Raw genomic sequence first — 24,980 nt, 5'->3', positions numbered from 1 at the left:
GTTTACTTGAATTTGTAAGTGTATTGCAATCCAACGATGTTGGCGTGGTTTTTAAAGCGCGCGCTGGATGCGCCTTTGCTGTCCACATCGTTGCCGGTGGCTCGGGCGGTGTGGTAGCGGGTGTCGTTGATGTGGATGTGGCTGTAAGCGGCATCGAGGACGTGGTTTTTGCCGATATGGTATTTCGCGCCGAGCGAGAACCAGATGCGGTTGCCGTCGGGCAGGCTGTTCATGCGGTAGCCGGCGTTTTTGACGGGCGAGCGGTCAAAGGCGATACCTGCGCGCAGTTGCAGCGGGTCGGTCACTTGGTAAGAACCGCCGAGCGCGACTTTGTAAGTGTTGCGCCAGTTGGGCGTGATGACGGTGCGGTCGGATTTGCCGTTGACGATGTTTTTGGTGTTTTCAAAAACCAGTTCCGCTTTGTTGAAGCGGCTGTGGCGCGTCCAAGTTACATCGCTGAACAGGTTGAATTTGTCGGTGGCTTTGTACATGCCGTGAACGGACAAGGATTCGGGGGTTACGATTTTGACACTTGCTTTTTCATGCGGAACGTAACCGCGGGCGGCAAGTGCGCCCAAATCCCAAGCGCGGCGGGCGTATGCGCCGTCGGCTTCCCATTCTGCCGAGCCTTTTAGGGTGTGGGTTACTTTGGAGCGGTAGTTCACGCCAACCCGTGCGCGGTCGTTGATGTCCCACATCCAAGCGAGTTGATAGCCGAAGCCCCAGTCGTGGCCTTTCACTTCGGCGTGCCCATCAGATTTGCCTTGCGCGCTGACGGAAACAGGACGGCCGGCTGCGCGTGAGGCAAGGCCGCTGGCGAGTTGGCTGATGGCGCCGGAGGCATCCCAGTCGGAATATTTGCGCAATTCGGCTTTGGAATATTGGGCAATCAAACCTGCACCGAAAGCATGGTTTTCATTGGCTTTCCAAGCGACAACCGGCTCGATGTCGATGCTGGTGAGGCTGAGTTTGTTGATGTTGTGGCGCAGCACGGAATCTTTTTCGTATTCGGTGGCAGAGCCGAAGGGGACGTAAACGCCCAAGCCCAAAGTTACATCGTCATTGACTTTGTATGCGCCGTAGAGGTGCGGAGCGACGGTGGTTTTGGTGATTTTGCCGCTTTTCGAGCCGGAAACATCGCCGCCTTGATAATATTGGGCGGAATCGGCCTCGTGGCGGATGCTGGGCATGACGATGTTGGCGTTGACGGAAACTTGGCTGCTGTCGAGTTTGGACAGACCTGCAGGGTTGTAGAAGATGGTCGATGCGTCGGCTGCTTCTGCGCCGGAAGAGTTGGCGGTGCCTTGCGCGTTGACCGACTGCGTACCGAAGTGGTAGCCCGAAGCGTGGACTGCGCCGGAAAAGAAGACTGCGCTGAGTAAGATTACGGTTTGTTTGATGGGTGAGTGTGTCATTTTCTTATACCTGCGGACAAATAATAAAGAGGTCGTCTGAAACAAACGCCTCCGTATCGGGAGCGGGCTGACGGTTTGGAATCGGTATTTTGAATAGAAACGATGGCCTTCAAGGCAAAAAATGCAGCAAATGACTGGCTGACATGAATTTTGGGCTGAAGGGCAACGGTTTTTCAATCAAAGTACAGTTGTTTCCTAGCGGTCATTCCGTTTGATTAGTGTAGGTGCTCGATTCTATACCACGTTATCGCTTTTGCCTAATATTTTTGGCTTCTTTCAGAAAAACTTGCGTGTTGCGCAGATAGGAGAGGGCGGGACTGTGGTAAAGATGTCAGTGAGGGATTTTGTGCTAGTCTGGTTCCGCTGTTAAATCTTAAGCACGAAGACCATGATAAACAAAAATAAATTTCCCATCTTTTTTATGAAAACGACCTTCTAGGGTTAGGTCAGTTTCCCTGTTATCTGCATATAAACAGCATTCGATTCCTATAACTTCTTCCGTGCCATTCATTTCATATGTTTCAAATATTGCCCTATTATCATTTCGTGCGGTCAATGCTATTGCTTTGGGAGGTAATGATAATTTTTTATCTAAAAGATTTTCATCATCCAGTTCTTCCAAAATTTCCTCATACACACCTTTGTTAATCTGAAATTTGATTTCGAGTTGTTTAAAATCTCTCTGATTAAATAAATTTAGAAATTCTTCTATAAGGTCAAAAAAATTATCTTTCATTTGATCTTTGGGCATATTTATTTCTTTCTTATTGAAAGTTGATTGGTTGAAGCTCTTACATTAGCCCTCAAGCCTGTTAGATATTCTCCAGCTTTCAAAGCAGCACACTTTTCTGTCTTTGCGTCTAGACTTGAGGCTATTATAGTGGATTAAATTTAAATCAGGACAAGGCGACGAAGCCGCAGACAGTACAGATAGTACGGCAAGGCGAGGCAACGCCGTACTGGTTTAAAGTTAATCCACTATAAAAAATTATAGACTCCTACTGTTTCAGTGTTCAAAAATCTTACTTCAAAAGAAAACGAAAAGGTCGTCTGAAAACCCGTTTCCAAGTTTTCAGACGACCTCTTGTTTATCTGCCGTTTGTGTATCGATTATTTAACGCGCAACACTTCCAGCGTATTGGTCGAACCGGATTCGCGCATTTGCGAACCGCTGGTGATGATGTATTGGTCGCCGGAGCTTAAGATTTTATGTTCGACCAACATGGCTTCCACTTCGTTCAGCGCGGTATCGTGGTCGGTGCTGGTCGCCAGAATCATCGGGCGCACGCCGCGGTACATCGCCATACGGCGTTGGGCGGAAATGCTCGGGGTCAGTGCGAAAATCGGCAAAGTGATGTTGTGGCGGCTGATTTCGAAGGCGGTTGAGCCGCTTTCGGTCAGGGCGACAATCGCTTTGGCGTGAACCGCACGCGCCACGCCGACCGCGCCGCCGGCAATCGCCAAGTTGGTGCTGACGGCTTCGGGATACTCGACCTGTTCGGCAACGCCGTTGAGCGAGTCCTGCTCTTTTTCGGCTGCCGCACAAATAATCGCCATTTGGCTGACAGTTTCAAAAGGATACGCGCCGACGGCGGTTTCGGCGGAACACATCACCGCATCGGTGCCGTCCAATACCGCGTTTGCCACGTCGCTGACTTCCGCGCGGGTCGGTACGGGGTTGGTGATCATGGATTCCATCATTTGGGTTGCCGTAATGCTGAAGCGGCGCAACTCGCGTGCGCGGCGGATCATGCGTTTTTGCAGGGCGGGGACGGCTGCGTGTCCAACTTCGACCGCCAAGTCGCCGCGTGCCACCATGATGCCGTCGCTGGCGAGGATGATTTCGTCTAAGTTTTCAATCGCTTCCACGCGTTCGATTTTAGACACCAAACCGGGGCGAACGGCAGTGCTGCCTTTCATTTCTTCTTCTACTTTGGCGCGGGCGATGTGTAAATCTTCGGCGGATTTCACAAAGCTGATGGCGAGGTAGTCGCAACCGATGGCAATCGCGGTTTTCAGGTCGCGGAAGTCTTTCTCGGTCAACGCACCTGCGGACAAACCGCCGCCGCGTTTATTGATGCCTTTGTTGCTTTTCAACACATGGCTGTTTTCAACTTTAGTAACAATCTTACTGCCTTCAACGGATTCCACGGTCAAAGTCAGCAGACCGTCGTCCAACCACAAAACATCGCCTGCGACGACATCATCAGGCAGGTCGCGGTAGTCCAAACCGACCGCGTCGCGCGTGCCTTCGCCTTCGAGTGCGGCATCGAGTACCAGCGTTTCGCCTTTGTTCAATTCGATGCTACCGCCGGCGATTTTGCCGACACGGATTTTCGGACCTTGCAAGTCGGCAAGGATGGCGATTTCCTGTCCGGCACGTTTTGCCGCTTCACGCACGATGCGGGCGTTTTCCTGATGGAATTCAGGTGTGCCGTGGCTGAAATTGAAACGGACGACATTCAGACCGCCTACACGGATCATGTCTTCCAACAACTGAACATTGTTGCTGCCCGGCCCCAACGTAGCGACGATTTTGGTGTTGTGGCTGATGCGGGTTACATCGCGTTTTGCATTACTCATGTGAAGCGTCCTTTCGGTCAATCCGTTGATAAATGGCATACGGCTTTGTTGGAAAATTACAAAATAGCGTCCCAACGTCGTCTGAAACTGTAAATCTAAAACTTACACTGAGATATCCAAGCCGTAAATCATGAAGCAAATTAATATTTTGGAATTTTACTCCCAAAGTTAAATGATTGGTGGAAAATTACAGGATTTTATGACTTAGGCTAAATTTAATTTTACATACGTTAGAGCCGGCAATCCGCTACAATACCGTCTGCAACTTTTCAGACGACCTCATAAATAGACATATATAGATATAGTGCGAATACGTCGTCTGAAACGGCATCATCTTTCCATTCATACCTTATTTCATCATTATCTGACACAACCATGCTAAGACGAATGCTCACTTCCTTGCCCATAGGTATTATGCTTGCCGATATGGTTTATGGTTTCGTTTTAAATATTATTCAAGGGCTTAACCTTCAGCAGCAAGCGACGCCTGCTTCAGACAGCGGTCTGGCGGTAACGCCCGATATCGCTTTCAACAGCCTGCAAATCGTTGCAAACGGCGGCATGGTCCTCATCATCGGGTTTGGATTGATTGTCTTGTTGCAGCTAAACCGTACAGTGCTAAAACGGCAGATTTTGCCTATCGGTATTTTTCGAACGCTGGGATTGATTGCCGTGTTGGCTTTCAGCGTGCCTTCGTTGTGGGAATGGTTTAATGCCGCATTGGCTCTATCAGCGGGCGGGAATGTCCTTAATACCAACAATCCGCGCTATTTGATTTCCGCCTTGTGCATGCCGTTTATTGCCTTTTTATGTTTAGTGCGGCTGTTTGGCTGGTATAAGTTGCACACGCGCCAGCCCGAACAAACTCCGCCGACGGAGTTGCAGAAATAGCAGTTTCGATATGAAGCGCATCTGAGTGGTTTAAAATAAACCATATATATTGAGAAGAGGTCGTCTGAAATTTTGTTGTAGATGAAATTTCAGACGACCTTTTATATCGTTGAACAATAATTAAGACTGTCAAAATTCAGAACAGAATATCGATGGATTGGGTAAACCTCAAATCTGTCGGATAGCGGTAAATAATCTGCGGCAAGCCTAAGATTTTGCTTGAAAACTTCTTTATTGTCGTGGTATAGTGCAGGGCTTGGTGCAAATGTGCCAAGTTTTATCATTGTCCGAAGGCAGGCCAATCGTAGCCCGCCCCTTTACTTTAAAAGGAAAATAATCATGACTTTAGGTCTGGTTGGACGCAAAGTTGGTATGACCCGCGTGTTTGACGAACAGGGTGTTTCTGTTCCGGTAACCGTTTTGGATATGTCTGCCAACCGCGTTACACAAGTAAAATCCAAAGATGCTGACGGCTATACTGCCGTTCAAGTTACCTTTGGTCAGAAAAAAGCTAACCGTGTCAACAAAGCCGAAGCCGGGCACTTTGCAAAAGCAGGTGTTGAGGCCGGTCGCGGTTTGATTGAGTTTGCTTTGACTGAAGAAAAACTGGCTGAATTGAAAGCCGGTGACGAAATCACCGTTTCTATGTTTGAAGTCGGTCAATTGGTCGATGTAACCGGTACCTCTAAAGGTAAAGGTTTCTCCGGTACGATCAAACGTCATAACTTCGGTGCCCAACGTACTTCCCACGGTAACTCCCGTTCTCACCGTGTTCCAGGTTCTATCGGTATGGCGCAAGACCCAGGTCGCGTGTTCCCCGGTAAACGCATGGCCGGTCAATACGGCAACACCAAAGCAACTGTCCAAAAACTGGAAGTTGTCCGTGTTGATGCAGAACGCCAACTGCTGTTGGTTAAGGGTGCTGTTCCGGGTGCGGTCAACAGCGATGTTGTAGTTCGTCCTAGCGTGAAAGTAGGTGCGTAATGGAATTGAAAGTAATTGACGCTAAAGGACAAGTTTCAGGCAGTCTGTCTGTTTCTGATGCTTTGTTCGCTCGCGAATACAATGAGGCGTTGGTTCATCAGCTGGTAAATGCCTACTTGGCAAACGCCCGTTCTGGCAACCGTGCTCAAAAAAACCGTGCCGAAGTAAAACACTCAACCAAAAAACCATGGCGTCAAAAAGGTACCGGCCGTGCCCGTTCCGGTATGACTTCTTCTCCGCTGTGGCGTAAAGGTGGTCGTGCGTTCCCGAACAAACCCGACGAAAACTTCACTCAAAAAGTAAACCGTAAAATGTACCGTGCCGGTATGGCGACTATCCTGTCCCAATTGGCCCGTGACGAACGTTTGTTTGCTATCGAAGCGTTGACTGCTGAAACTCCTAAAACCAAAGTTTTTGCTGAACAAGTGAAAAATCTGGGTCTGGAGCAAGTGCTGTTTGTAACCAAACAGCTCGATGAGAATGTTTACTTGGCTTCACGCAACTTGCCAAACGTGTTGGTTTTGGAAGCTCAACAAGTTGATCCTTACAGCTTGCTGCGTTACAAAAAAGTAATCATCACTAAAGATGCGGTTGCACAATTAGAGGAGCAATGGGTATGAATCAACAACGTTTGACTCAAGTGATTTTGGCACCTATCGTTTCTGAAAAAAGCAACGTATTGGCTGAAAAACGCAACCAAATGACGTTTAAAGTTTTGGCAAATGCAACCAAACCTGAAATCAAAGCTGCTGTTGAGCTGCTGTTCGGTGTTCAAGTTGCTTCTGTAACTACCGTTACCACTAAAGGCAAAACTAAGCGTTTTGGTCGTACTTTGGGCCGCCGCAGCGATGTTAAAAAAGCTTATGTAAGCTTGGCTGCCGGTCAAGAGTTGGATTTGGAAGCCGCTGCTGCAGCTGCAGATAAGGAATAAACAAAATGGCAATCGTTAAAATGAAGCCAACTTCTGCAGGCCGTCGCGGCATGGTTCGCGTGGTAACAGAAGGTTTGCACAAAGGTGCGCCTTATGCACCTTTGCTCGAAAAGAAAAATTCTACTGCCGGTCGTAACAATAATGGTCATATCACCACCCGTCACAAAGGCGGCGGTCATAAACACCATTACCGTGTTGTAGACTTTAAACGTAACAAAGACGGTATCCCTGCAAAAGTAGAGCGTATCGAATACGATCCTAACCGTACTGCCTTCATTGCGCTGTTGTGCTATGCAGACGGTGAGCGTCGCTACATCATCGCTCCTCGCGGTATTCAAGCTGGTGCTGTATTGGTTTCCGGTGCTGAAGCTGCCATCAAAGTAGGTAACACCCTGCCGATTCGCAACATCCCCGTTGGTACGACTATCCACTGTATCGAAATGAAACCTGGCAAAGGTGCTCAAATTGCACGTTCTGCCGGTGCTTCTGCGGTATTGCTGGCTAAAGAAGGCGCATACGCTCAAATCCGTCTGCGCTCTGGCGAAGTTCGTAAAATCAACGTAGATTGCCGTGCAACCATCGGTGAAGTCGGTAACGAAGAGCAAAGCCTGAAAAAAATCGGTAAAGCCGGTGCCAATCGTTGGCGCGGTATTCGTCCGACCGTTCGTGGTGTTGTCATGAACCCTGTCGATCACCCGCATGGTGGTGGTGAAGGTCGTACCGGTGAAGCTCGCGAACCGGTTAGTCCATGGGGTACTCCTGCTAAAGGCTACCGCACTCGTAATAACAAACGCACGGATAACATGATTGTTCGTCGTCGTTACTCAAATAAAGGTTAATTAGTATGGCTCGTTCATTGAAAAAAGGCCCATATGTAGACCTGCATTTGCTGAAAAAAGTAGATGCTGCTCGTGCAAGCAACGACAAACGCCCGATTAAAACCTGGTCTCGTCGTTCTACCATTCTGCCTGATTTTATCGGTCTGACCATTGCTGTACACAACGGCCGCACCCATGTGCCCGTGTTTATCAGCGATAACATGGTTGGTCATAAATTAGGTGAATTCTCATTGACCCGTACCTTTAAAGGCCACTTGGCTGATAAAAAGGCTAAAAAGAAATAAGGTGAATCATGAGAGTAAATGCACAACATAAAAATGCCCGTATTTCAGCTCAAAAAGCTCGTTTGGTAGCTGATTTGATTCGCGGTAAAGACGTTGCCCAAGCTTTGAATATTTTGACTTTCAGTCCTAAAAAAGGTGCTGAGTTGATTAAAAAAGTATTGGAATCAGCTATTGCTAATGCCGAGCACAATAACGGTGCCGACATTGATGAGTTGAAAGTGGTCACTATCTTTGTTGACAAAGGTCCAAGCTTGAAACGTTTCCAAGCTCGTGCCAAAGGTCGCGGTAACCGCATTGAAAAACAAACTTGTCATATCAATGTGACAGTGGGCAACTAAGGAAAAGCTATGGGACAAAAGATTAACCCTACAGGCTTTCGCCTGGCGGTAACTAAAGACTGGGCTTCAAAATGGTTTGCTAAAAGCACCGACTTTTCTGCTGTTTTGAAACAAGATATTGATGTTCGTAACTATCTGCGTAAAAAATTGGCGAATGCTTCTGTTGGTCGCGTAGTTATTGAGCGTCCTGCGAAATCTGCACGTATTACTATTCACTCTGCTCGTCCAGGCGTAGTAATTGGTAAAAAAGGTGAGGATATCGAAGTTCTGAAACGTGATTTGCAAGCCTTGATGGGCGTGCCTGTTCATGTGAATATCGAAGAAATCCGTAAACCTGAATTGGATGCGCAAATTATTGCTGATGGTATTGCACAGCAATTAGAAAAACGCGTTCAATTCCGCCGTGCTATGAAGCGCGCAATGCAAAATGCTATGCGTTCAGGCGCAAAAGGCATCAAGATTATGACCTCAGGTCGTCTGAATGGTGCAGATATTGCTCGTAGCGAATGGTATCGTGAAGGTCGCGTACCGCTGCATACTTTGCGTGCCAACGTAGATTATGCGACTAGCGAAGCCCATACCACTTATGGCGTGCTGGGTCTGAAAGTTTGGGTCTATACTGAAGGTAATGTAAAGACTTCAGCTAAACCTGAGCATGAAAAGAAACAAAGAAAGGCAGGTGGACGTAATGCTGCAGCCAACTAGACTGAAATACCGCAAGCAACAAAAAGGTCGCAATACTGGTATTGCTACTCGCGGTAACAAAGTAAGTTTCGGTGAGTTCGGTTTGAAAGCCGTTGGTCGTGGCCGTTTGACTGCCCGCCAAATCGAAGCTGCTCGTCGTACAATGACTCGCCACATTAAACGTGGTGGTCGTATTTGGATTCGTGTATTCCCTGATAAACCAATTACTGAAAAACCTATTCAAGTTCGTATGGGTGGCGGTAAAGGTAACGTGGAATATTACATTGCCGAAATCAAACCAGGCAAAGTGTTGTATGAAATGGACGGTGTTCCAGAGGCATTGGCTCGCGAAGCATTTGAATTGGCCGCTGCCAAATTGCCTATTCCTACGACCTTTGTAGTAAGACAGGTAGGTCAATAATGAAAGCAAATGAATTGAAAGACAAATCTATTGAGCAATTAAATGCAGATTTGTTGGACTTGTTGAAAGCTCAGTTTGGCTTACGTATGCAAAACGCAACTGGTCAATTGGGTAAGCCAAGCGAATTAAAACGTGTACGTCGCGATATTGCTCGTATTAAAACCATTTTAACTGAAAAAGGTGCTAAGTAATGAGCGAAAATAAAAATGTTCGTACTTTGCAAGGCAAAGTGGTAAGCGACAAAATGGACAAAACTGTTACAGTGCTGGTTGAGCGTAAAGTGAAACACCCTCTGTACGGTAAAATCATCCGTTTATCAACTAAAATCCATGCCCATGATGAAAATAATCAATATGGAATTGGTGATGTAGTAGTAATTGCGGAATCTCGTCCACTGTCAAAAACCAAATCTTGGGTTGTTAAAGAACTGGTTGAGAAAGCACGTACTGTTTAAAATCTAAGACAGTTAGCTTTAATAAGAAACGAAGTGTTGCGCCAAAGTGAATTTGCGTGTAAACTTCGTTTCTTATCTTTCAGTTTCTTCTGGAAGTTTCTTCCCTTCGGGATCCAAGACTGGTTTACTAGAACCATGATGGTTTCATTTAGTTAGCTCAATTTAAATAAGTGGGCGAGTTATATGAAAATGGTAAATTAAGTTGGTTAATTTAAAGGTACTAATATGATTCAAATGCAGACCATCTTAGATGTGGCTGATAACTCTGGTGCGCGTCGCGTGATGTGCATCAAAGTGTTGGGCGGATCTAAGCGTCGCTACGCTTCTGTTGGCGATATTATTAAAGTCGCAGTTAAAGATGCGGCCCCACGTGGTCGTGTCAAAAAAGGTGATGTGTACAATGCGGTTGTTGTTCGTACTGCTAAAGGTGTGCGTCGTCCTGATGGTGCGTTGATTAAATTTGATAACAACGCCGCCGTGTTGTTAAACAATAAACTTGAACCTCTGGGTACACGTATTTTTGGACCGGTAACCCGCGAGTTGCGTACTGAGCGATTTATGAAAATCGTTTCATTGGCGCCTGAAGTGTTATAAGGAATAGCGCGATGAATAAAATCATTAAAGGTGACCAAGTTGTTGTGATCACTGGTAAGGATAAAGGTAAGCAAGGTCAAGTAGTTCGCGTATTGGGTAGTAAAGTTGTGGTTGAAGGTGTTAATGTTGTAAAACGTCACCAAAAACCTAATCCGATGCGTGGTATTGAAGGTGGTATTGTTTCAAAAGAAATGCCGTTGGATATTTCTAATGTTGCAATCCTGAATCCGGAAACTAATAAAGCAGACCGTGTTGGTATTAAACTGATTGAGAATGAAGGCAAAGTTAAGCGCGTTCGTTTCTTCAAATCAAATGGCTCTGTTATTGGAGCGTAAGGAGATAACATGGCTCGTTTGAGAGAGTTTTATAAAGATACAGTTGTTCCTGAATTGATTAAACAATTTGGTTACAAGTCAGTAATGGAAGTTCCTCGTATTGAAAAAATTACTTTAAATATGGGGGTTGGAGAGGCCGTTGCTGATAAAAAAGTTATGGAGCACGCAGTATCTGATTTAGAGAAAATTGCTGGTCAAAAACCAGTAGTTACTGTTGCTCGTAAATCTATCGCTGGCTTTAAAATTCGCGATAATTATCCTGTAGGTTGCAAAGTAACATTGCGTCGTGATCAAATGTTCGAATTCTTGGATCGTTTGATTACTATTGCATTACCTCGAGTACGTGACTTCCGTGGTGTAAGTGGCAAATCTTTTGATGGACGTGGTAATTACAACATGGGTGTTCGCGAGCAAATCATTTTCCCGGAAATTGAATACGATAAAATTGATGCTTTGCGTGGTTTGAATATTACTATTACAACTACTGCAAAAACTGATGAAGAAGCTAAAGCTTTATTGTCGCTGTTCAAGTTTCCGTTTAAAGGATAATCATGGCTAAGAAAGCACTTATTAATCGTGAACTGAAACGTCAAGCTTTGGCGAAAAAGTTTGCAGCCAAACGTGAGGCAATTTTTGCTGTTATTAATGATGCGAATGCAACTGAAGAGGAGCGTTTTGAAGCTCGTCTGAAATTCCAATCCATTCCGCGTAATGCAGCTCCTGTACGTCAACGCCGTCGTTGTGCTTTGACAGGCCGTCCTCGTGGTACTTTCCGTAAATTCGGTTTGGGTCGTATTAAAATCCGTGAAATCGCTATGCGTGGCGAGATTCCGGGTGTTGTTAAAGCTAGCTGGTAATAGGAGTATTAATAATGAGTATGCATGATCCTATTTCCGATATGTTGACTCGTATTCGTAATGCGCAACGTGCTAATAAGGTAGTAGTTGCCATGCCTTCTTCCAAATTAAAGTGTGCAATTGCAAAAGTCTTGAAAGAAGAAGGTTATATCGAGGATTTTTCGGTTTCTGCTGATGCGAAGCCGGTATTGGAAATTCAATTGAAATACTATGCAGGTCGCCCTGTGATTGAGCAAATTAAACGTGTTTCACGTCCAGGTTTGCGTATTTACAAAGCTTCTAGCGAAATTCCTAATGTTATGAATGGCTTGGGTATCGCTATTGTTAGTACTTCTAAAGGTGTGATGACTGACCGCAAGGCTCGTTCTGAGGGTGTTGGTGGTGAGTTGTTGTGCATTGTAGCCTAGTGGAGAAAAGTAAATGTCACGTGTCGCAAAAAACCCAGTGACTGTTCCTGCTGGTGTAGAAGTAAAATTTGGAACAGAAGCATTGGTTATCAAGGGTAAGAATGGCGAGTTGTCCTTTCCTTTGCATTCTGATGTCGCCATTGAATTAAACGATGGTAAATTAACTTTTGCTGCAAAAAATGACAGTAAACAGGCAAATTCTATGTCAGGTACTGCTCGTGCATTAGTTAATAATATGGTTAAAGGTGTTTCAGAAGGTTTTGAGAAAAAACTACAATTGATTGGTGTGGGTTACCGTGCTCAAGCTCAAGGCAAAGTTTTGAATTTGTCTTTGGGTTTTTCTCATCCAATCGTATATGAAATGCCTGAAGGTGTTTCTGTTCAAACTCCTAGCCAAACAGAGATCGTTTTGACTGGTGCAGATAAACAAGTAGTTGGTCAAGTCGCTGCTGAAATTCGTGCATTCCGTTCTCCTGAGCCTTATAAAGGCAAGGGTGTTCGTTATGTAGGTGAAGTGGTAGTGATGAAAGAAGCCAAGAAAAAATAATTGAGGTTCACTAATGGATAAACATACAACCCGACTCCGTCGTGCACGCAAAACCCGTGCACGTATTGCGGACTTGAAAATGGTAAGATTATGTGTGTTCCGTAGCAATAATCATATTTATGCTCAAGTAATTAGTGCTGAGGGTGATAAAGTATTGGCTCAAGCCTCTACATTGGAAGCTGAAGTGCGTGGTAGTCTGAAATCTGGTAGCAACGTCGAGGCAGCTGCAGTAGTAGGAAAGCGCATTGCTGAGAAAGCTAAAGCAGTAGGTGTAGAAAAAGTTGCTTTTGATCGTTCAGGTTTCCAATATCACGGTCGTGTGAAAGCTTTGGCTGAAGCTGCACGTGAAAATGGTTTAAGCTTCTAATAATTGGAGACTTTCAGATGGCAAAACATGAAATTGAAGAACGTGGTGACGGCCTGATTGAAAAAATGGTCGCAGTTAATCGCGTAACTAAAGTAGTTAAAGGTGGTCGTATCATGGCTTTCTCTGCGCTAACAGTTGTTGGTGATGGTGATGGTCGTATTGGTATGGGCAAAGGTAAGTCAAAAGAAGTGCCGGTAGCTGTTCAAAAAGCAATGGATCAGGCTCGTCGCTCTATGATTAAAGTACCTCTAAAAAATGGTACGATTCATCATGAGGTTATTGGACGTCATGGTGCTACCAAAGTCTTTATGCAACCTGCTAAAGAAGGTAGTGGTGTAAAGGCAGGTGGTCCTATGCGCTTAGTTTTCGATGCTATGGGTATTCATAACATTTCTGCTAAAGTACATGGTTCTACAAATCCTTATAACATTGTACGAGCTACATTAGACGGCTTGTCTAAGTTGTATACACCTGCTGATATCGCTGCTAAACGTGGCTTAACAGTAGAAGACATTTTAGGAGCAAGCCATGACTGAGCAAAAAAAGATTAAAGTTACATTGGTGAAGAGCCTGATTGGTACAATTGAATCTCATCGTGCATGTGCTCGTGGTTTAGGTTTGCGTCATCGTGAGCATACAGTAGAGGTTTTAGATACCCCTGAAAACCGTGGCATGATTAACAAAATCAGCTACTTGTTGAAAGTGGAGTCTTGATATGTTTCTAAATTCTATTCAACCTGCTGAGGGTGCTACCCACGCTCGTCGTCGTGTAGGTCGTGGTATTGGTAGCGGTTTAGGTAAAACCGGTGGTCGTGGTCATAAAGGTCAAAAAAGCCGTTCTGGTGGTTTTCATAAAGTAGGTTTTGAAGGTGGTCAAATGCCTTTGCAACGTCGCCTACCAAAACGTGGTTTCAAATCGTTGACTGCTGCTGCAAATGCTGAGATTCGTTTGAGTGAATTGAACTTGCTCGCTGTGAATGAGATTGATGTATTAGTTCTCAAGCAAGCTGGGCTGGTTCCTACAACTGTTTCCAATGTGAAAGTTATTGCCTCTGGTGTGCTTTCAAAAGCTGTTGTCCTGAGGGGCATTAAAGCCACTAAAGGGGCTAAAGCAGCAATTGAAGCTGCTGGTGGTAAAGTGGAAGAATAAGGCTTGCATTATAGTGGCTAATCAACAATCTTTATCAGGCTTGTCCAAATTTGGAGATCTGAAAAAACGTCTAACGTTTCTTTTAGGGGCGTTAATTGTTTTTCGTATTGGAGCCCATATCCCTGTACCTGGCGTAGATGCTGTTGCTTTAGCTAAATTATACGAAAGCGCTGGGAACGGCATACTAGGCATGTTGAACATGTTTTCTGGTGGTTCGTTAGAGCGCTTTAGTATATTCGCAATTGGCATAATGCCATATATTTCAGCATCAATAATTGTTCAGTTGGCCTCTGAAATTATTCCTTCTTTAAAGGCATTAAAAAAGGAAGGGGAGGCGGGTCGAAAAGTTATTACAAAATATACAAGATACGGTACAGTGCTATTAGCCATCTTACAGAGTTTTGGTGTGGCTACCTTTGTATTCCAGCAAGGTGTGGTTGTCACTAATTCTTTGGAGTTCCATATTTCTACGGTAGTGAGCTTAGTCACAGGTACAATGTTCCTGATGTGGTTAGGTGAGCAGATTACGGAGCGTGGGATTGGGAATGGAATTTCCTTGATTATTACTGCTGGTATCGCTGCCGGTATTCCTTCCGGTATAGCAAGATTATTAGCTTTAACGAGTCAAGGATCAATTGGTATGCCTACGGCTGTGTCAATTGTTATTGGTGCATTGCTATTAATTTATATTGTTGTATATTTTGAAAGTGCACAGCGTAAAGTTCCCGTGCATTATGCGAAACGCCAAGTTGGTAGTGGTGTAATGCAAGGTTCTAATACACATATGCCCTTTAAGTTGAATATGGCAGGCGTCATTCCTCCTATTTTTGCGTCAAGTATTATTTTGTTTCCATCCACTTTGTTAAGCTGGTTTGGTTCTAATGATACCGGTAGTTTGTTGCATAAAATTGCTGGTTTGCTTCAGCATGGGCAAGCTTTATATATTTTGTTATTTACAGTGACAATTATTTTCTTCTGCTATTTTTATACAGCCTTGGTTTTTAGTCCAAAAGAAATGGCAGAGAATTTGAAGAAAAGCGGTGCTTTTGTGCCGGGAATTCGACCTGGTAAGCAAACTTCTCAGTATCTGGAGCAGGTTGTATTGCGCCTCACTTTGTTTGGTGCATTATATATTACAACTATTTGTTTAATTCCAGAATTTTTGACAACAGCTTTGAATGTTCCTTTTTATTTGGGTGGTACATCTTTACTGATTTTAGTCGTGGTGACAATGGACTTTAGTACCCAAATTAACTCTTACCGCATGACTCAGCAATATGAGAGTTTAATGAGCGGTCTTGATATGAAATCTTTATCACGTAAGTAGAATTATGGCTAAAGAAGATACCATACAAATGCAGGGGGAGATTCTTGAAACTCTACCTAACGCAACTTTTAAAGTAAAGCTTGAGAATGACCATATTGTATTAGGTCATATTTCCGGGAAAATGCGTATGCACTATATCCGGATCTCTCCTGGGGATAAGGTGACGGTAGAACTGACACCTTATGATTTAACTCGAGCTCGGATTGTCTTCCGAGCTAGATAAAACGATATAAGGAAAGATAATGCGTGTACAACCGTCTGTAAAGAAAATTTGCCGCAACTGTAAGATTATCCGTCGTAATCGAGTGGTTCGTGTAATTTGTACTGATCCTCGTCACAAACAGCGTCAAGGTTAAGGGAACTTTTCTTTTAGCAAGACTTTGTGGTATAGTGACGAACTTTGCCGTTTAAAGGAAAAAATATGGCTCGTATTGCAGGGGTAAATATCCCTAATAATGCACATATCGTAATTGGCTTGCAGGCTATTTATGGTATCGGTGCTACTCGTGCTAAATTAATTTGCGAGGCAGCAAATATTGCTCCCACTACAAAAGCAAAAGATTTGGACGAGGCTCAATTAGACGCTTTGCGTGAACAAGTTGCCAAGTATGAAGTGGAAGGCGATTTGCGCCGTGAGGTAACGATGAGCATCAAACGATTGATGGACATGGGTTGTTACCGTGGTTTCCGTCATCGTCGAGGTTTGCCTTGTCGTGGTCAACGCACTCGCACAAACGCTCGTACCCGCAAAGGTCCGCGTAAAGCGATTGCTGGTAAAAAATAATTTTTAAGGAATTTTATTAATGGCTAAAGCAAACACAGCTTCGCGTGTACGTAAAAAAGTACGTAAAACCGTAAGCGAAGGTATTGTGCATGTACATGCTTCTTTCAACAATACCATCATTACAATCACTGACCGTCAAGGCAATGCATTGTCTTGGGCTACCTCTGGCGGCGCTGGTTTTAAAGGTTCTCGTAAAAGTACACCGTTTGCAGCTCAAGTGGCTGCAGAAGCAGCTGGTAAAGTTGCCCAAGAATATGGCGTTAAAAATTTAGAAGTTCGTATAAAAGGCCCTGGTCCCGGTCGAGAGTCTTCTGTACGTGCACTCAACGCTCTTGGTTTTAAAATTACCAGTATTACCGACGTTACTCCGTTGCCTCATAACGGTTGCCGTCCGCCTAAAAAACGTCGTATTTAAAGGAGTGATTGAAACATGGCACGTTATATTGGCCCTAAATGTAAATTAGCACGCCGTGAAGGTACTGATTTATTTTTGAAGAGCGCTCGTCGTTCTTTGGATTCTAAATGTAAACTGGACTCCGCTCCTGGTCAGCACGGCGCAAAAAAACCGCGTTTGTCCGACTATGGTTTGCAATTACGTGAGAAGCAAAAGATTCGTCGTATTTATGGCGTATTGGAACGTCAATTCCGCCGCTATTTTGCAGAAGCAGATCGACGTAAAGGCTCTACTGGTGAATTGCTGCTGCAATTGTTAGAGTCTCGTTTGGATAATGTAGTATATCGCATGGGATTTGGCTCGACTCGTGCTGAGGCGCGTCAGCTGGTTTCTCATAAAGCAATTACCGTTAACGGTCAGGTTGTAAATATTCCTTCTTTCCAAGTTAAAGCTGGTGATGTTGTAGCTGTTCGTGAGAAAGCTAAAAAACAGGTTCGTATCCAGGAAGCTTTAAGTCTGGCAACTCAAATCGGTTTACCAAGCTGGGTTTCTGTTGATGCAGACAAATTGGAAGGCGTATTTAAAAATATGCCGGATCGTTCAGAATTAACTGGCGATATTAATGAACAGCTGGTGGTAGAATTCTACTCTAAATAACGCTAGCTCAGTGAGGGACAGTTAAATGCAAAATAGCACAACCGAATTTTTGAAACCTCGTCAAATTGATGTCGATACTTTATCTACCACTCGTGCAAAAGTATCTATGCAGCCGTTTGAGCGCGGTTTTGGTCATACTTTAGGTAATGCTTTGCGTCGTATCTTACTGTCATCCATGAATGGTTTTGCTCCTACTGAAGTGGCCATTTCCGGTGTATTGCACGAATACTCTACTGTTGATGGCGTTCAAGAAGATGTCGTCGATATTTTGTTGAATGTCAAAGGTATTGTATTTAAGCTGCATGGGCGTGGCCAAGTTCAGTTAACTTTGAAAAAGTCAGGGGCCGGTACAGTAGTTGCCGGTGATATTGAATTACCACATGATGTGGAAATTTTAAATCCTGAGCATATTATTTGTCATTTGGCCGAGAATGGTCAAATTGAGATGGAAATCAAAGTTGAGCAGGGGCGTGGCTATCAATCTGTTTCCGGTCGTCGTGTTGTGCGCGATGAAAACCGCCAGATTGGTGCAATTCAGTTGGATGCGAGCTTTTCGCCCATCAGTCGTGTTAGCTTTGAAGTTGAACCTGCACGCGTAGAGCAGCGTACGGATTTAGATAAATTGGTTTTGGATATTGAAACTGATGGTTCTATTGATCCTGAAGAAGCTGTACGTAGTGCCGCTCGTATTTTAATTGATCAAATGTCTATCTTTGCTGATTTGCAAGGTACTCCAGTAGAAGAAGTTGAAGAAAAAGCTCCTCCTATTGACCCTATCCTGCTGCGTCCGGTAGATGATTTGGAATTAACTGTACGTTCAGCTAATTGTCTGAAAGCTGAAGATATTTATTATATCGGCGATTTGATTCAACGTACTGAAACAGAGCTTCTTAAAACTCCGAATTTGGGTCGTAAATCTTTGAATGAAATCAAAGAAGTGTTGGCATCTAAAGGCTTGACACTAGGTTCCAAATTGGAAGCTTGGCCGCCTGTAGGCTTAGAAAAGCCGTAAGTTTGAAGATTAAAGGATAATGACATGCGTCATCGTAATGGTAACCGCAAATTAAACCGTACAAGCAGCCATCGCGCTGCAATGCTGCGTAATATGGCGAACTCATTGTTGACTCACGAGACTATTGTGACAACTTTGCCTAAAGCTAAAGAATTGCGCCGCGTAGTAGAACCCTTGATTACATTGGGTAAAAAACCTTCCTTGGCAAACCGTCGTTTGGCATTTGACCGCACTCGTGATCGTGATGTTGTAGTTAAATTGTTTGATGAGTTAGGTCCACGTTTTGCTGCCCGTAATGGCGGTTATGTTCGTGTACTGAAATATGGTTTCCGCAAAGGCGACAATGCACCTTTGGCATTGATTGAATTAGTAGACAAAGCAGCAGAAGCTGCCGAGTAATCTAATACACCATAACAAAACACCATTTGTTTTCTCAAATGGTGTTTTGTTATATGCAAGCTACCTTTTGAGTATTTTAAATGCTCTATTTAAAATACTCTCGGTATATTGAAGTTATTCTTTCTGTTTTGTAATGATAGGTAAGTGAGTTTGCCATAGATAGAGTATTTCTTTCCAGTATCATATTATAAGAGATATTTTAAATAACATAAGTTACTAAAATTTTATGTTCAATACTATTTTCAAAATGAAAAACCTTTCTGATTTTTCCTAGCTTTTACTCAAAATCATAAAGGTTTTGGTCAATTGAAAATTTTAGCGTATTTTTATGAGTTAAATTTCGTTAACAGACTATTTTTGCAAAGGTCTCTATAACTGAAATTTAACTAAGAACTTCTTTGCCGCCAGGTATTACACTTACCAAATTCTTTTTTGTATCCCATAATTTTATATGACTACTTCTCTCACGATTGCAATGAGTGTTGCTGAGGCATCGGGTGATCTGCTTGGTGCACATCTTATTAGTGCGATTAAAAAACGTTGTCCTGATGCAAGATTTATTGGTATCGGTGGCGAGCGTATGAAGGCGGAAGGATTTGAAAGTCTTTATGACCAAGAAAAATTGGCAGTACGAGGCTTTGTTGAGGTAGTTAAACGTTTGCCCGAAATATTGAAAATCCGAAAAGGTCTGGTTAATGACCTTATTCGTATAAAACCGGATGTTTTTGTTGGGATTGATGCACCTGATTTTAATCTTTGGGTGGAAGAGAAACTGAAGAAAACGGGTATTCCAACGGTTCACTATGTCAGCCCTTCTGTTTGGGCGTGGAGGCGTGAACGGGTGAACAAAATCGTTCATCAAGTTAACCGGGTGTTGTGCCTTTTCCCAATGGAACCACAACTCTATTTAGATGCCGGTGGTAAGGCTGAGTTTGTCGGTCATCCGATGGCTCAAACCATGCCTGTAGATGTTGATCAATCTTCTGCGCGTCGTCAGTTGGGAGTTGCACCGTCTATCCCAGTATTTGCCTTGATGCCTGGCAGTCGTGTTAGCGAAATTGATTACATGGCTCCCGTGTTTTTTCAAACCGCATTACTTCTGTTGAAGCGTTACCCACAGGCGCAGTTTCTGATGCCGGTTGCTACGCAGGCAACCCGCCGTCGTATATCAAAAATTCTTGCATCTGCGCAATTTTCGGGTCTTCCTATTACGTTAGTCGATAAACAAGCAGATACTGTTTGTGCTGCGGCAGATGTGGTCTTGGTAACCAGCGGGACGGCAACGCTGGAAGTGGCTTTGTGCAAACGTCCTATGGTGATCAGCTATAAGATATCTCCTCTGACTTATGCTTATGTGAAGCGTAAAGTTAAAGTGCCACATGTCGGTTTGCCCAATATTTTGCTGAACAAATGTGCTGTTCCAGAGCTTTTGCAACATGATGCGACGCCTGAAAAACTGGCAGAAGCCATGATTTATTGGCATGAACATCCGGAAGCAGTTGCCCGTTTGAAACAAGATTTTCATGAGCTGCATTTATTATTGAGAAAAGATACCGATACACTGGTGGCAAATGCAGTGTTGGAAGAAGCTGGTTTTTTCAAATCTTAGTTTGACTTGCTGATTCAACAAGAGAAAAGAGCGGTAATCAGATTTACAAAAAAGTAATGAAGCAGAAAACGGGTTGCAGTTTAAACATCGCTTTGCCCCAACTTATCTATCCTTCAGTAGGCAAAGATGGCGTTTCCACGGCCTTTGCTATATCATTCCCTTATCTGAAACCAAGGAAAACATCATGTACGAAGTCAACCGCAGCGTCTTCCTGCTCATCCCGCTCGATCCTTTTTGGAACTGGCTGCAAACCCTGCCCGGTAATCATCTTGACGGTTTGACGCTTGAAGATATTCAAGCCGATGCCAATTCTTATCTCGTTCGTCCGTGTGAAACCGCTGACGAAGTATGGGACGAAATCGAAGCGCGGTTTGAAGACATTTTCGCTGCCGAACTTGCCGACTGGTGTGAAGATGAGAGCGAGTGGCCTGATTTGGACGCCGATATTTTCAACGAATGGTTTGACATCCAGCTTTCTACCGTCATTACCGACCTCGAACACGAACCGCTCGCCCGTGAAGCCTTTCAACCCTTTAATCTGAACTGATGAACGTCCGCGTCCGCAATTACCATCTTGACGGCTATGGTCATGTCAACAACGCGCGCTATCTCGAATTTCTCGAAGAAGCGCGCTGGACATTTTTTGAGGAACACGGGTTTTTGTCTGAAATCGACGGCTTGATGCTGGTGGTCGTCCGCACCGACATCCGTTATCGTCGTGCCGCCGTCGATGGCGACATATTGCGCTTTGAAGGTCGTCTGAAAGAGCTGACCTCGCGCCACATTATCCTTACTCAAAATATCGTTTTGCCCAGTGGGAAAAATGCCGTTGAAGCCGAAAGTACGCTGATGGTTGTCAGCGCAGAAAGCGGGCGGAGCATCAGTATTCCCGAATCTCTATTTACCCTTTTAAAACAATACGCTGAAGCATGAAAAAACTCATTACCATTGCCGCCGTCGCCATTATCGGCGCGCTGCTCGCCATCGTCCTCATTCCGGATAACAAACCTGCTCCCGCATTCTCTTTGTCCGACCTGCAAGGCAAACCGGTGTCCAACGCCAATTTGCAAGGCAAAGTCAGCTTCATCAATTTTTGGTTCCCTTCCTGCCCGGGCTGTGTCAGTGAAATGCCCAAAGTCATCAAAATGTCCAAAGACTATCAAGGAAAAGATTTTCAAGTACTCGGCATTGCCCAACCGATAGACCCGCTGGAAAGTGTGAACCAATACGTCAAAGAATACGGTTTGCCCTTTACCGTCATGTTTGATGCCGATAAAGCCGCCGCCCAAGCGTTCGGCACGCAGGTTTACCCGACTTCTTTTCTGATTAATAAAAAAGGCGAAATCCTGAAAACCTTTGTCGGCGAGCCGGACTTCGCCGCGCTTTATCAGGAAATCGACAAAGAATTGGCGAAGTAATACTGGCTTGAGAGGTTCGTGACTGTTTTCAGACGACCTCTGTTATGAATATATTAAACAATCAACGATATTGTTTGCTGTCGGACTTAAAGAAGGGTAATTTCGGTAAGTAGATTCTGAGCATCATTGAAAATGGCTTTGAAAAATAAACAATTTATTTATTGTATTTTTGTCAGCTTTATTTTGAGCGTATTGCAGCTGACATTTGCACAAGGCGTTCCTCAAAAAGGCATGCTGTGGGTTTATTGGGGTAAAAGTTTAGATGGTAATGCTCGGAGTCAAAGGGTTTTATATTTTGACTTTATTCCTGAAGACACCAAAATATCGAATCAAAACCGAATCTCCCTTAATTTGAGCAAATCGCAGCAAGCTGCTGTTTTGAAAGAATTGGTGCTTCCACCGAATTTTTACGTCTATCAGGAAGATTCTGTCAAACAGCCTGCCCAAATTACTATGGGTAAAGTGGGTACGGAAGTCATTTGTGATGGTAAATATTATTCTGCCAAACTTATAAAATTTGAAAAAATTCCAAAAACAACAGCTAAACAAATTCCTGATTCGGGCTGTATTTACTCGTTGATTATGAATAATGATTTCATCGTTAAATCCACAGATAGCCATAAGGTTAATCTCAGGAGCCAACCGGATGCTCATGCCGACATAATCAAACGCTTGGACGACAACGCCATAGTAGAAAAATTGAAAACCGTTCGTAAGGATTGGTATCTCGTTCAATTAAAAGATACGACTACCCAAGGATATGTTCATAAAAGTCAGTTGGAGCGGGTGGATTAATCAAAAGCTGTCGAGATATAGGCGTAATAAAGAAGGTCGTCTGAAAACTTTGATTCAGTTTTTCAGACGACCTTGCACTTAATATAGTGGATTAACTTTAAACCAGTACGGCGTTGTCTCGCCTTAGCTCAAAGAGGATGATTCTCTAAGGTGCTGAAGCACCAAGTGAATCGGTTCCGTACTATCTGTACTGTCTGCGGCTTCGTCTCCTTGTCCTGATTTAAATTTAATCCACTATAATCTTCTATTGCAAGGAATGTTCATGACACCCCAAACCGTCTTAGATTTCTGGTTTGCCAAAGAAAACCGTCCTTTTCTGTTTGCCAAAAACGATGAATTCGATGCCAAGATTCGCGCGCGATTTTTTGATGTCTGGCAGCAGGCGGCCCATGGCGAGCTTGCACACTGGCGCGACACCCTGCAAGGCAGGCTCGCCGAAATCATCCTGCTCGACCAATTCTCACGCAACCTGTTTCGCAACAGCCCCCAAGCATTTGGCCAAGATTTGGCCGCTCTCATCCTTGCCCAAGAAGCCGTCCGTCAGCCCGGTTTCGCCGACCTCCTGCCGCACGAACGCCATTTCATGCTTATGCCGTTGATGCACAGCGAAAGCCAAGTTGTCCACGAACAAGCCGTTCCGCTGTTTGAACGCTATACCGACGGACACGCATTGGATTTTGAAATCAAACACAAAGTCATCATCGACCGCTTCGGACGCTATCCGCACCGCAATGCCGTATTGGGGCGTGAAGGCACGGAGGAAGAGGCGGAATTTTTGAAACAGGAAGGTTCGTCATTTTAATTTGGGTTTTAAAATTTGAAGGTCGTCTGAAAACCATTTTTCAGACGACCTTTTTTCATATTTCCGTTTCAATAATGCGGCGGAATTTCATCACGCAGGCTGTAAGGTTCGCGCTCTCCGCTTGCGCCTTTGTCCTGCATTTTCTGATAAAGCAGCCTCAACTGCGCCTGCTGCAAATCCAGCGTCTGCTGCATTTTCGCCACCGTATCGTTCAGGCTGCCGATTAAGTCTTCCTGAAGCGCGGTTTGGATTTCCAGCTCGATGATGCGGTGTTCCAATTCGTCCATTTCACTCATTTACAGCACCATAGCGGCAATCCAGCCGGCAATCATCAGCGGGATATTGTAGTGGATAAAGGTTGGGATGACGGAGTCGCGGATGTGGTCGTGTTGTCCGTCGGCGTTCAAACCCATGGTCGGGCCGAGCGTCGAGTCGGACGCGGGCGAACCGGCGTCGCCCAATGCGCCCGCCGTACCGACGATGGCGACGGTTGCCAGCGGCGAGAAGCCGAGGCTGATACACAGCGGCACATAAATTGCGGTAATGATCGGCAAAGTAGAGAAAGAAGAGCCGATGCCCATGGTGACCAACAATCCGACAAACAACATGGCAAATGCCGCCATGCCTTTATTGCTGCCGAAAAGTTGCATACTGTGTTCGACCAGCGGTTTGATTTCGCCTGTCGCGGTCATGACTGCCGCAAAGCCTTGCGCCGCAATCATGATGAAACCGACCATCGCCATCATTTTGATGCCTTCGCCGAACACATCACTGGCAGCGTCTCGGTTCATCACGCCGAGCATCATAAAGACGGCAAAACCCAACATCGCGCCCAACACCAGCGAATCTTCATACATCAACTGAATCGCAAAGCACACGCCGATTGCCACCGCCGCCACCAGACTGCGGTAAGCCGAAGGCTGGGGCTGTTCGGATGCTTCGCGGTTGTCTTCCGTATCGACGGTATTGGTTTGATAAATGCGCGATTTGCGGTAGTGGACAAACGCCGCCAGCAGCCCCGCCACCATACCCAGCGCAGGAATCGCCATCGCATGCATGACGCTAATGCCTTTTACGTCCATGCCCGCAGATTTGATGTTGCCCAAGAGGATGTCGTTCAAGAAAATCGCACCGAAGCCGTAAGGCAGGAACATATAAGTCGTCACCAAACCGAACGTAATCACACACGCCACCAGGCGGCGGTCGACTTTCAAACGGTTAAACACCAGCAAAAGCGGCGGAATAATCATCGGAATAAACGCGATATGGATAGGCACGACGTTTTGACTCATGATGCCCATCGCCAAAATAATCAGCAACAGCGTCCATTTCACCGAACTTTCGCCTTTCGCGGCATCCTGACTGTTGTTGAGTTTGCGGATAATGCCGCCCGCAAGCTGCTGCGGCAGCCCCGAATAGGTAATCGCCATCGCGAACGCACCGAGCATCGCATAAGACAAAGAAATCCGCGCGCCGCCCTTCAAGCCTTCGTTAAACACGGGAATAATCCCCGACTGAGTGACATTGCCCGCCGTATCCACGATGTTTTCCAGCGGCATTCCCGCCACCAGTCCGCCGACGAACGCACCGACAGTCAGGCTCAATACGACGTGTACCCGCGATAGCGACAACACGAGCATAACGATTACTGCAACCACTACGGCATTCATGCCTTTTCTCCGTTTCAGACGACCTGTCGGCC

General features: G+C 45.0%; 40 protein-coding genes. 35 read left to right on the top strand and 5 right to left on the bottom strand.

Annotated elements, in window-relative coordinates; all coding sequences use genetic code 11:
* Positions 1-2: 2 nt before the first annotated feature.
* The 3 genes from ACMYUL_RS05030 to pyk form a co-directional block, all read right to left on the bottom strand.
* Entirely contained in the window at positions 3-1,415 is a 1,413-nt protein-coding gene (locus ACMYUL_RS05030; RefSeq protein WP_415772394.1) for an OmpP1/FadL family transporter, read from the bottom strand.
* Between the two features lie 373 nt (positions 1,416-1,788).
* Positions 1,789-2,166 (bottom strand): hypothetical protein, encoded by a 378-nt coding sequence (locus tag ACMYUL_RS05025; RefSeq protein ID WP_415772392.1) that lies wholly within the window; start codon positions 2,164-2,166, stop codon positions 1,789-1,791.
* Between the two features lie 359 nt (positions 2,167-2,525).
* Positions 2,526-3,998 (bottom strand): pyruvate kinase, encoded by a 1,473-nt coding sequence (gene pyk / locus ACMYUL_RS05020; RefSeq protein WP_415772390.1) that lies wholly within the window; start codon positions 3,996-3,998, stop codon positions 2,526-2,528.
* Positions 3,999-4,385: 387 nt separating this feature from the next.
* Between pyk and ACMYUL_RS05015 the strand changes: the two genes are divergently transcribed.
* From ACMYUL_RS05015 to ACMYUL_RS04845, 35 genes are all read left to right on the top strand, one after another.
* The gene (locus tag ACMYUL_RS05015) at positions 4,386-4,889 is read left to right on the top strand and encodes a hypothetical protein (protein ID WP_070515210.1); all 504 of its coding nucleotides are present in this window, start codon (positions 4,386-4,388) and stop codon (positions 4,887-4,889) included.
* 339 nt (positions 4,890-5,228) lie between these two features.
* Positions 5,229-5,873 carry a 50S ribosomal protein L3 gene (rplC, locus tag ACMYUL_RS05010; RefSeq protein ID WP_003675875.1) on the top strand — a complete coding sequence of 215 codons (645 nt, stop codon included), beginning with the start codon at positions 5,229-5,231 and terminating at the stop codon, positions 5,871-5,873.
* Positions 5,873-6,493: a 50S ribosomal protein L4 gene (rplD, locus tag ACMYUL_RS05005; protein WP_049228594.1), complete on the top strand. Its 621-nt coding sequence runs from the start codon at positions 5,873-5,875 to the stop codon at positions 6,491-6,493. The genes rplC and rplD overlap by 1 nt, the downstream gene beginning before the upstream one ends.
* A complete protein-coding gene (rplW, locus tag ACMYUL_RS05000) occupies positions 6,490-6,804 on the top strand; it encodes a 50S ribosomal protein L23 (RefSeq protein WP_002231529.1) in 315 nt (104 codons plus the stop codon). Before rplD ends, rplW begins: the two co-directional genes overlap by 4 nt.
* Before the next feature lie 5 nt (positions 6,805-6,809).
* Entirely contained in the window at positions 6,810-7,643 is an 834-nt protein-coding gene (gene rplB / locus ACMYUL_RS04995; protein WP_070515208.1) for a 50S ribosomal protein L2, read from the top strand.
* Between the two features lie 5 nt (positions 7,644-7,648).
* Complete coding sequence (gene rpsS, locus ACMYUL_RS04990; RefSeq protein ID WP_002215422.1) at positions 7,649-7,927, top strand: 30S ribosomal protein S19; 279 nt, start codon at positions 7,649-7,651, stop codon at positions 7,925-7,927.
* 8 nt (positions 7,928-7,935) lie between these two features.
* Positions 7,936-8,265, top strand: a complete 330-nt coding sequence (gene rplV / locus ACMYUL_RS04985) for a 50S ribosomal protein L22 (protein ID WP_003675877.1) — start codon at positions 7,936-7,938, stop codon at positions 8,263-8,265.
* Positions 8,266-8,274: 9 nt separating this feature from the next.
* Positions 8,275-8,970 carry a 30S ribosomal protein S3 gene (gene rpsC / locus ACMYUL_RS04980; RefSeq protein ID WP_003675878.1) on the top strand — a complete coding sequence of 232 codons (696 nt, stop codon included), beginning with the start codon at positions 8,275-8,277 and terminating at the stop codon, positions 8,968-8,970.
* Positions 8,954-9,370: a 50S ribosomal protein L16 gene (gene rplP, locus ACMYUL_RS04975; RefSeq protein ID WP_003675880.1), complete on the top strand. Its 417-nt coding sequence runs from the start codon at positions 8,954-8,956 to the stop codon at positions 9,368-9,370. Before rpsC ends, rplP begins: the two co-directional genes overlap by 17 nt.
* A complete protein-coding gene (gene rpmC / locus ACMYUL_RS04970) occupies positions 9,370-9,561 on the top strand; it encodes a 50S ribosomal protein L29 (protein WP_003675882.1) in 192 nt (63 codons plus the stop codon). Before rplP ends, rpmC begins: the two co-directional genes overlap by 1 nt.
* Positions 9,561-9,824: a 30S ribosomal protein S17 gene (rpsQ, locus tag ACMYUL_RS04965; protein WP_003707145.1), complete on the top strand. Its 264-nt coding sequence runs from the start codon at positions 9,561-9,563 to the stop codon at positions 9,822-9,824. The genes rpmC and rpsQ overlap by 1 nt, the downstream gene beginning before the upstream one ends.
* Before the next feature lie 225 nt (positions 9,825-10,049).
* Positions 10,050-10,418, top strand: coding sequence for a 50S ribosomal protein L14 (gene rplN / locus ACMYUL_RS04960; protein ID WP_002215434.1), 369 nt, complete (start codon positions 10,050-10,052; stop codon positions 10,416-10,418).
* Positions 10,419-10,429: 11 nt separating this feature from the next.
* On the top strand, positions 10,430-10,753 hold the full coding sequence (gene rplX, locus ACMYUL_RS04955) for a 50S ribosomal protein L24 (RefSeq protein WP_016686309.1): 324 nt from the start codon (positions 10,430-10,432) through the stop codon (positions 10,751-10,753).
* A 9-nt stretch (positions 10,754-10,762) separates the two neighbouring features.
* Entirely contained in the window at positions 10,763-11,302 is a 540-nt protein-coding gene (gene rplE / locus ACMYUL_RS04950) for a 50S ribosomal protein L5 (RefSeq protein ID WP_003759725.1), read from the top strand.
* Positions 11,303-11,304: 2 nt separating this feature from the next.
* Positions 11,305-11,610 (top strand): 30S ribosomal protein S14, encoded by a 306-nt coding sequence (gene rpsN / locus ACMYUL_RS04945; RefSeq protein ID WP_003684736.1) that lies wholly within the window; start codon positions 11,305-11,307, stop codon positions 11,608-11,610.
* Between the two features lie 14 nt (positions 11,611-11,624).
* The gene (gene rpsH, locus ACMYUL_RS04940) at positions 11,625-12,017 is read left to right on the top strand and encodes a 30S ribosomal protein S8 (RefSeq protein WP_003742898.1); all 393 of its coding nucleotides are present in this window, start codon (positions 11,625-11,627) and stop codon (positions 12,015-12,017) included.
* Between the two features lie 13 nt (positions 12,018-12,030).
* Positions 12,031-12,564, top strand: coding sequence for a 50S ribosomal protein L6 (gene rplF / locus ACMYUL_RS04935; RefSeq protein WP_415772384.1), 534 nt, complete (start codon positions 12,031-12,033; stop codon positions 12,562-12,564).
* A 13-nt stretch (positions 12,565-12,577) separates the two neighbouring features.
* Positions 12,578-12,931 carry a 50S ribosomal protein L18 gene (rplR, locus tag ACMYUL_RS04930; protein WP_009175230.1) on the top strand — a complete coding sequence of 118 codons (354 nt, stop codon included), beginning with the start codon at positions 12,578-12,580 and terminating at the stop codon, positions 12,929-12,931.
* Positions 12,932-12,948: 17 nt separating this feature from the next.
* Complete coding sequence (rpsE, locus tag ACMYUL_RS04925; protein ID WP_003742903.1) at positions 12,949-13,467, top strand: 30S ribosomal protein S5; 519 nt, start codon at positions 12,949-12,951, stop codon at positions 13,465-13,467.
* Positions 13,460-13,645 carry a 50S ribosomal protein L30 gene (gene rpmD / locus ACMYUL_RS04920; protein ID WP_003759717.1) on the top strand — a complete coding sequence of 62 codons (186 nt, stop codon included), beginning with the start codon at positions 13,460-13,462 and terminating at the stop codon, positions 13,643-13,645. The genes rpsE and rpmD overlap by 8 nt, the downstream gene beginning before the upstream one ends.
* Position 13,646: 1 nt before the next feature.
* Positions 13,647-14,081 (top strand): 50S ribosomal protein L15, encoded by a 435-nt coding sequence (gene rplO / locus ACMYUL_RS04915; protein ID WP_036492727.1) that lies wholly within the window; start codon positions 13,647-13,649, stop codon positions 14,079-14,081.
* A 13-nt stretch (positions 14,082-14,094) separates the two neighbouring features.
* Positions 14,095-15,408 (top strand): preprotein translocase subunit SecY, encoded by a 1,314-nt coding sequence (gene secY / locus ACMYUL_RS04910; RefSeq protein WP_049230002.1) that lies wholly within the window; start codon positions 14,095-14,097, stop codon positions 15,406-15,408.
* Between the two features lie 4 nt (positions 15,409-15,412).
* On the top strand, positions 15,413-15,631 hold the full coding sequence (infA, locus tag ACMYUL_RS04905) for a translation initiation factor IF-1 (RefSeq protein ID WP_002215452.1): 219 nt from the start codon (positions 15,413-15,415) through the stop codon (positions 15,629-15,631).
* Between the two features lie 19 nt (positions 15,632-15,650).
* Complete coding sequence (rpmJ, locus tag ACMYUL_RS04900; protein WP_003697674.1) at positions 15,651-15,764, top strand: 50S ribosomal protein L36; 114 nt, start codon at positions 15,651-15,653, stop codon at positions 15,762-15,764.
* A gap of 65 nt (positions 15,765-15,829) precedes the next feature.
* A complete protein-coding gene (rpsM, locus tag ACMYUL_RS04895; protein ID WP_003749295.1) occupies positions 15,830-16,192 on the top strand; it encodes a 30S ribosomal protein S13 in 363 nt (120 codons plus the stop codon).
* A gap of 19 nt (positions 16,193-16,211) precedes the next feature.
* Positions 16,212-16,607: a 30S ribosomal protein S11 gene (gene rpsK, locus ACMYUL_RS04890; protein WP_002216249.1), complete on the top strand. Its 396-nt coding sequence runs from the start codon at positions 16,212-16,214 to the stop codon at positions 16,605-16,607.
* 15 nt (positions 16,608-16,622) lie between these two features.
* The gene (gene rpsD, locus ACMYUL_RS04885; RefSeq protein ID WP_003742907.1) at positions 16,623-17,243 is read left to right on the top strand and encodes a 30S ribosomal protein S4; all 621 of its coding nucleotides are present in this window, start codon (positions 16,623-16,625) and stop codon (positions 17,241-17,243) included.
* Positions 17,244-17,268: 25 nt separating this feature from the next.
* Complete coding sequence (locus tag ACMYUL_RS04880; protein ID WP_049229992.1) at positions 17,269-18,255, top strand: DNA-directed RNA polymerase subunit alpha; 987 nt, start codon at positions 17,269-17,271, stop codon at positions 18,253-18,255.
* Positions 18,256-18,279: 24 nt separating this feature from the next.
* The gene (rplQ, locus tag ACMYUL_RS04875) at positions 18,280-18,654 is read left to right on the top strand and encodes a 50S ribosomal protein L17 (RefSeq protein ID WP_009313013.1); all 375 of its coding nucleotides are present in this window, start codon (positions 18,280-18,282) and stop codon (positions 18,652-18,654) included.
* Between the two features lie 451 nt (positions 18,655-19,105).
* A complete protein-coding gene (gene lpxB, locus ACMYUL_RS04870; protein ID WP_070515206.1) occupies positions 19,106-20,263 on the top strand; it encodes a lipid-A-disaccharide synthase in 1,158 nt (385 codons plus the stop codon).
* A 184-nt stretch (positions 20,264-20,447) separates the two neighbouring features.
* Entirely contained in the window at positions 20,448-20,810 is a 363-nt protein-coding gene (locus ACMYUL_RS04865; RefSeq protein ID WP_016686442.1) for a hypothetical protein, read from the top strand.
* Complete coding sequence (locus ACMYUL_RS04860; protein WP_070515204.1) at positions 20,810-21,196, top strand: acyl-CoA thioesterase; 387 nt, start codon at positions 20,810-20,812, stop codon at positions 21,194-21,196. The genes ACMYUL_RS04865 and ACMYUL_RS04860 overlap by 1 nt, the downstream gene beginning before the upstream one ends.
* Positions 21,193-21,681 carry a TlpA family protein disulfide reductase gene (locus ACMYUL_RS04855; protein WP_415772376.1) on the top strand — a complete coding sequence of 163 codons (489 nt, stop codon included), beginning with the start codon at positions 21,193-21,195 and terminating at the stop codon, positions 21,679-21,681. Before ACMYUL_RS04860 ends, ACMYUL_RS04855 begins: the two co-directional genes overlap by 4 nt.
* A 132-nt stretch (positions 21,682-21,813) precedes the next feature.
* Entirely contained in the window at positions 21,814-22,476 is a 663-nt protein-coding gene (locus ACMYUL_RS04850) for an SH3 domain-containing protein (protein ID WP_070515200.1), read from the top strand.
* A gap of 262 nt (positions 22,477-22,738) precedes the next feature.
* A complete protein-coding gene (locus tag ACMYUL_RS04845; RefSeq protein ID WP_070515198.1) occupies positions 22,739-23,278 on the top strand; it encodes a DUF924 family protein in 540 nt (179 codons plus the stop codon).
* A 68-nt stretch (positions 23,279-23,346) separates the two neighbouring features.
* Here ACMYUL_RS04845 and ACMYUL_RS04840 read toward each other — a convergent pair whose 3' ends face one another.
* Together ACMYUL_RS04840 and ACMYUL_RS04835 are read right to left on the bottom strand one after the other, a co-directional pair.
* Positions 23,347-23,574: a SlyX family protein gene (locus tag ACMYUL_RS04840; RefSeq protein ID WP_415772373.1), complete on the bottom strand. Its 228-nt coding sequence runs from the start codon at positions 23,572-23,574 to the stop codon at positions 23,347-23,349.
* Positions 23,575-24,948, bottom strand: coding sequence for a Na+/H+ antiporter family protein (locus tag ACMYUL_RS04835; protein WP_070515194.1), 1,374 nt, complete (start codon positions 24,946-24,948; stop codon positions 23,575-23,577).
* Positions 24,949-24,980 lie beyond the last annotated feature (32 nt).

The organism is Neisseria sp. CP9 (genome assembly GCF_047758525.1).
Lineage (GTDB): Bacteria > Pseudomonadota > Gammaproteobacteria > Burkholderiales > Neisseriaceae > Neisseria.
Note: the sequence above shows the minus strand (reverse complement) of the source record. Positions and strands in the feature narration are given on the sequence as shown.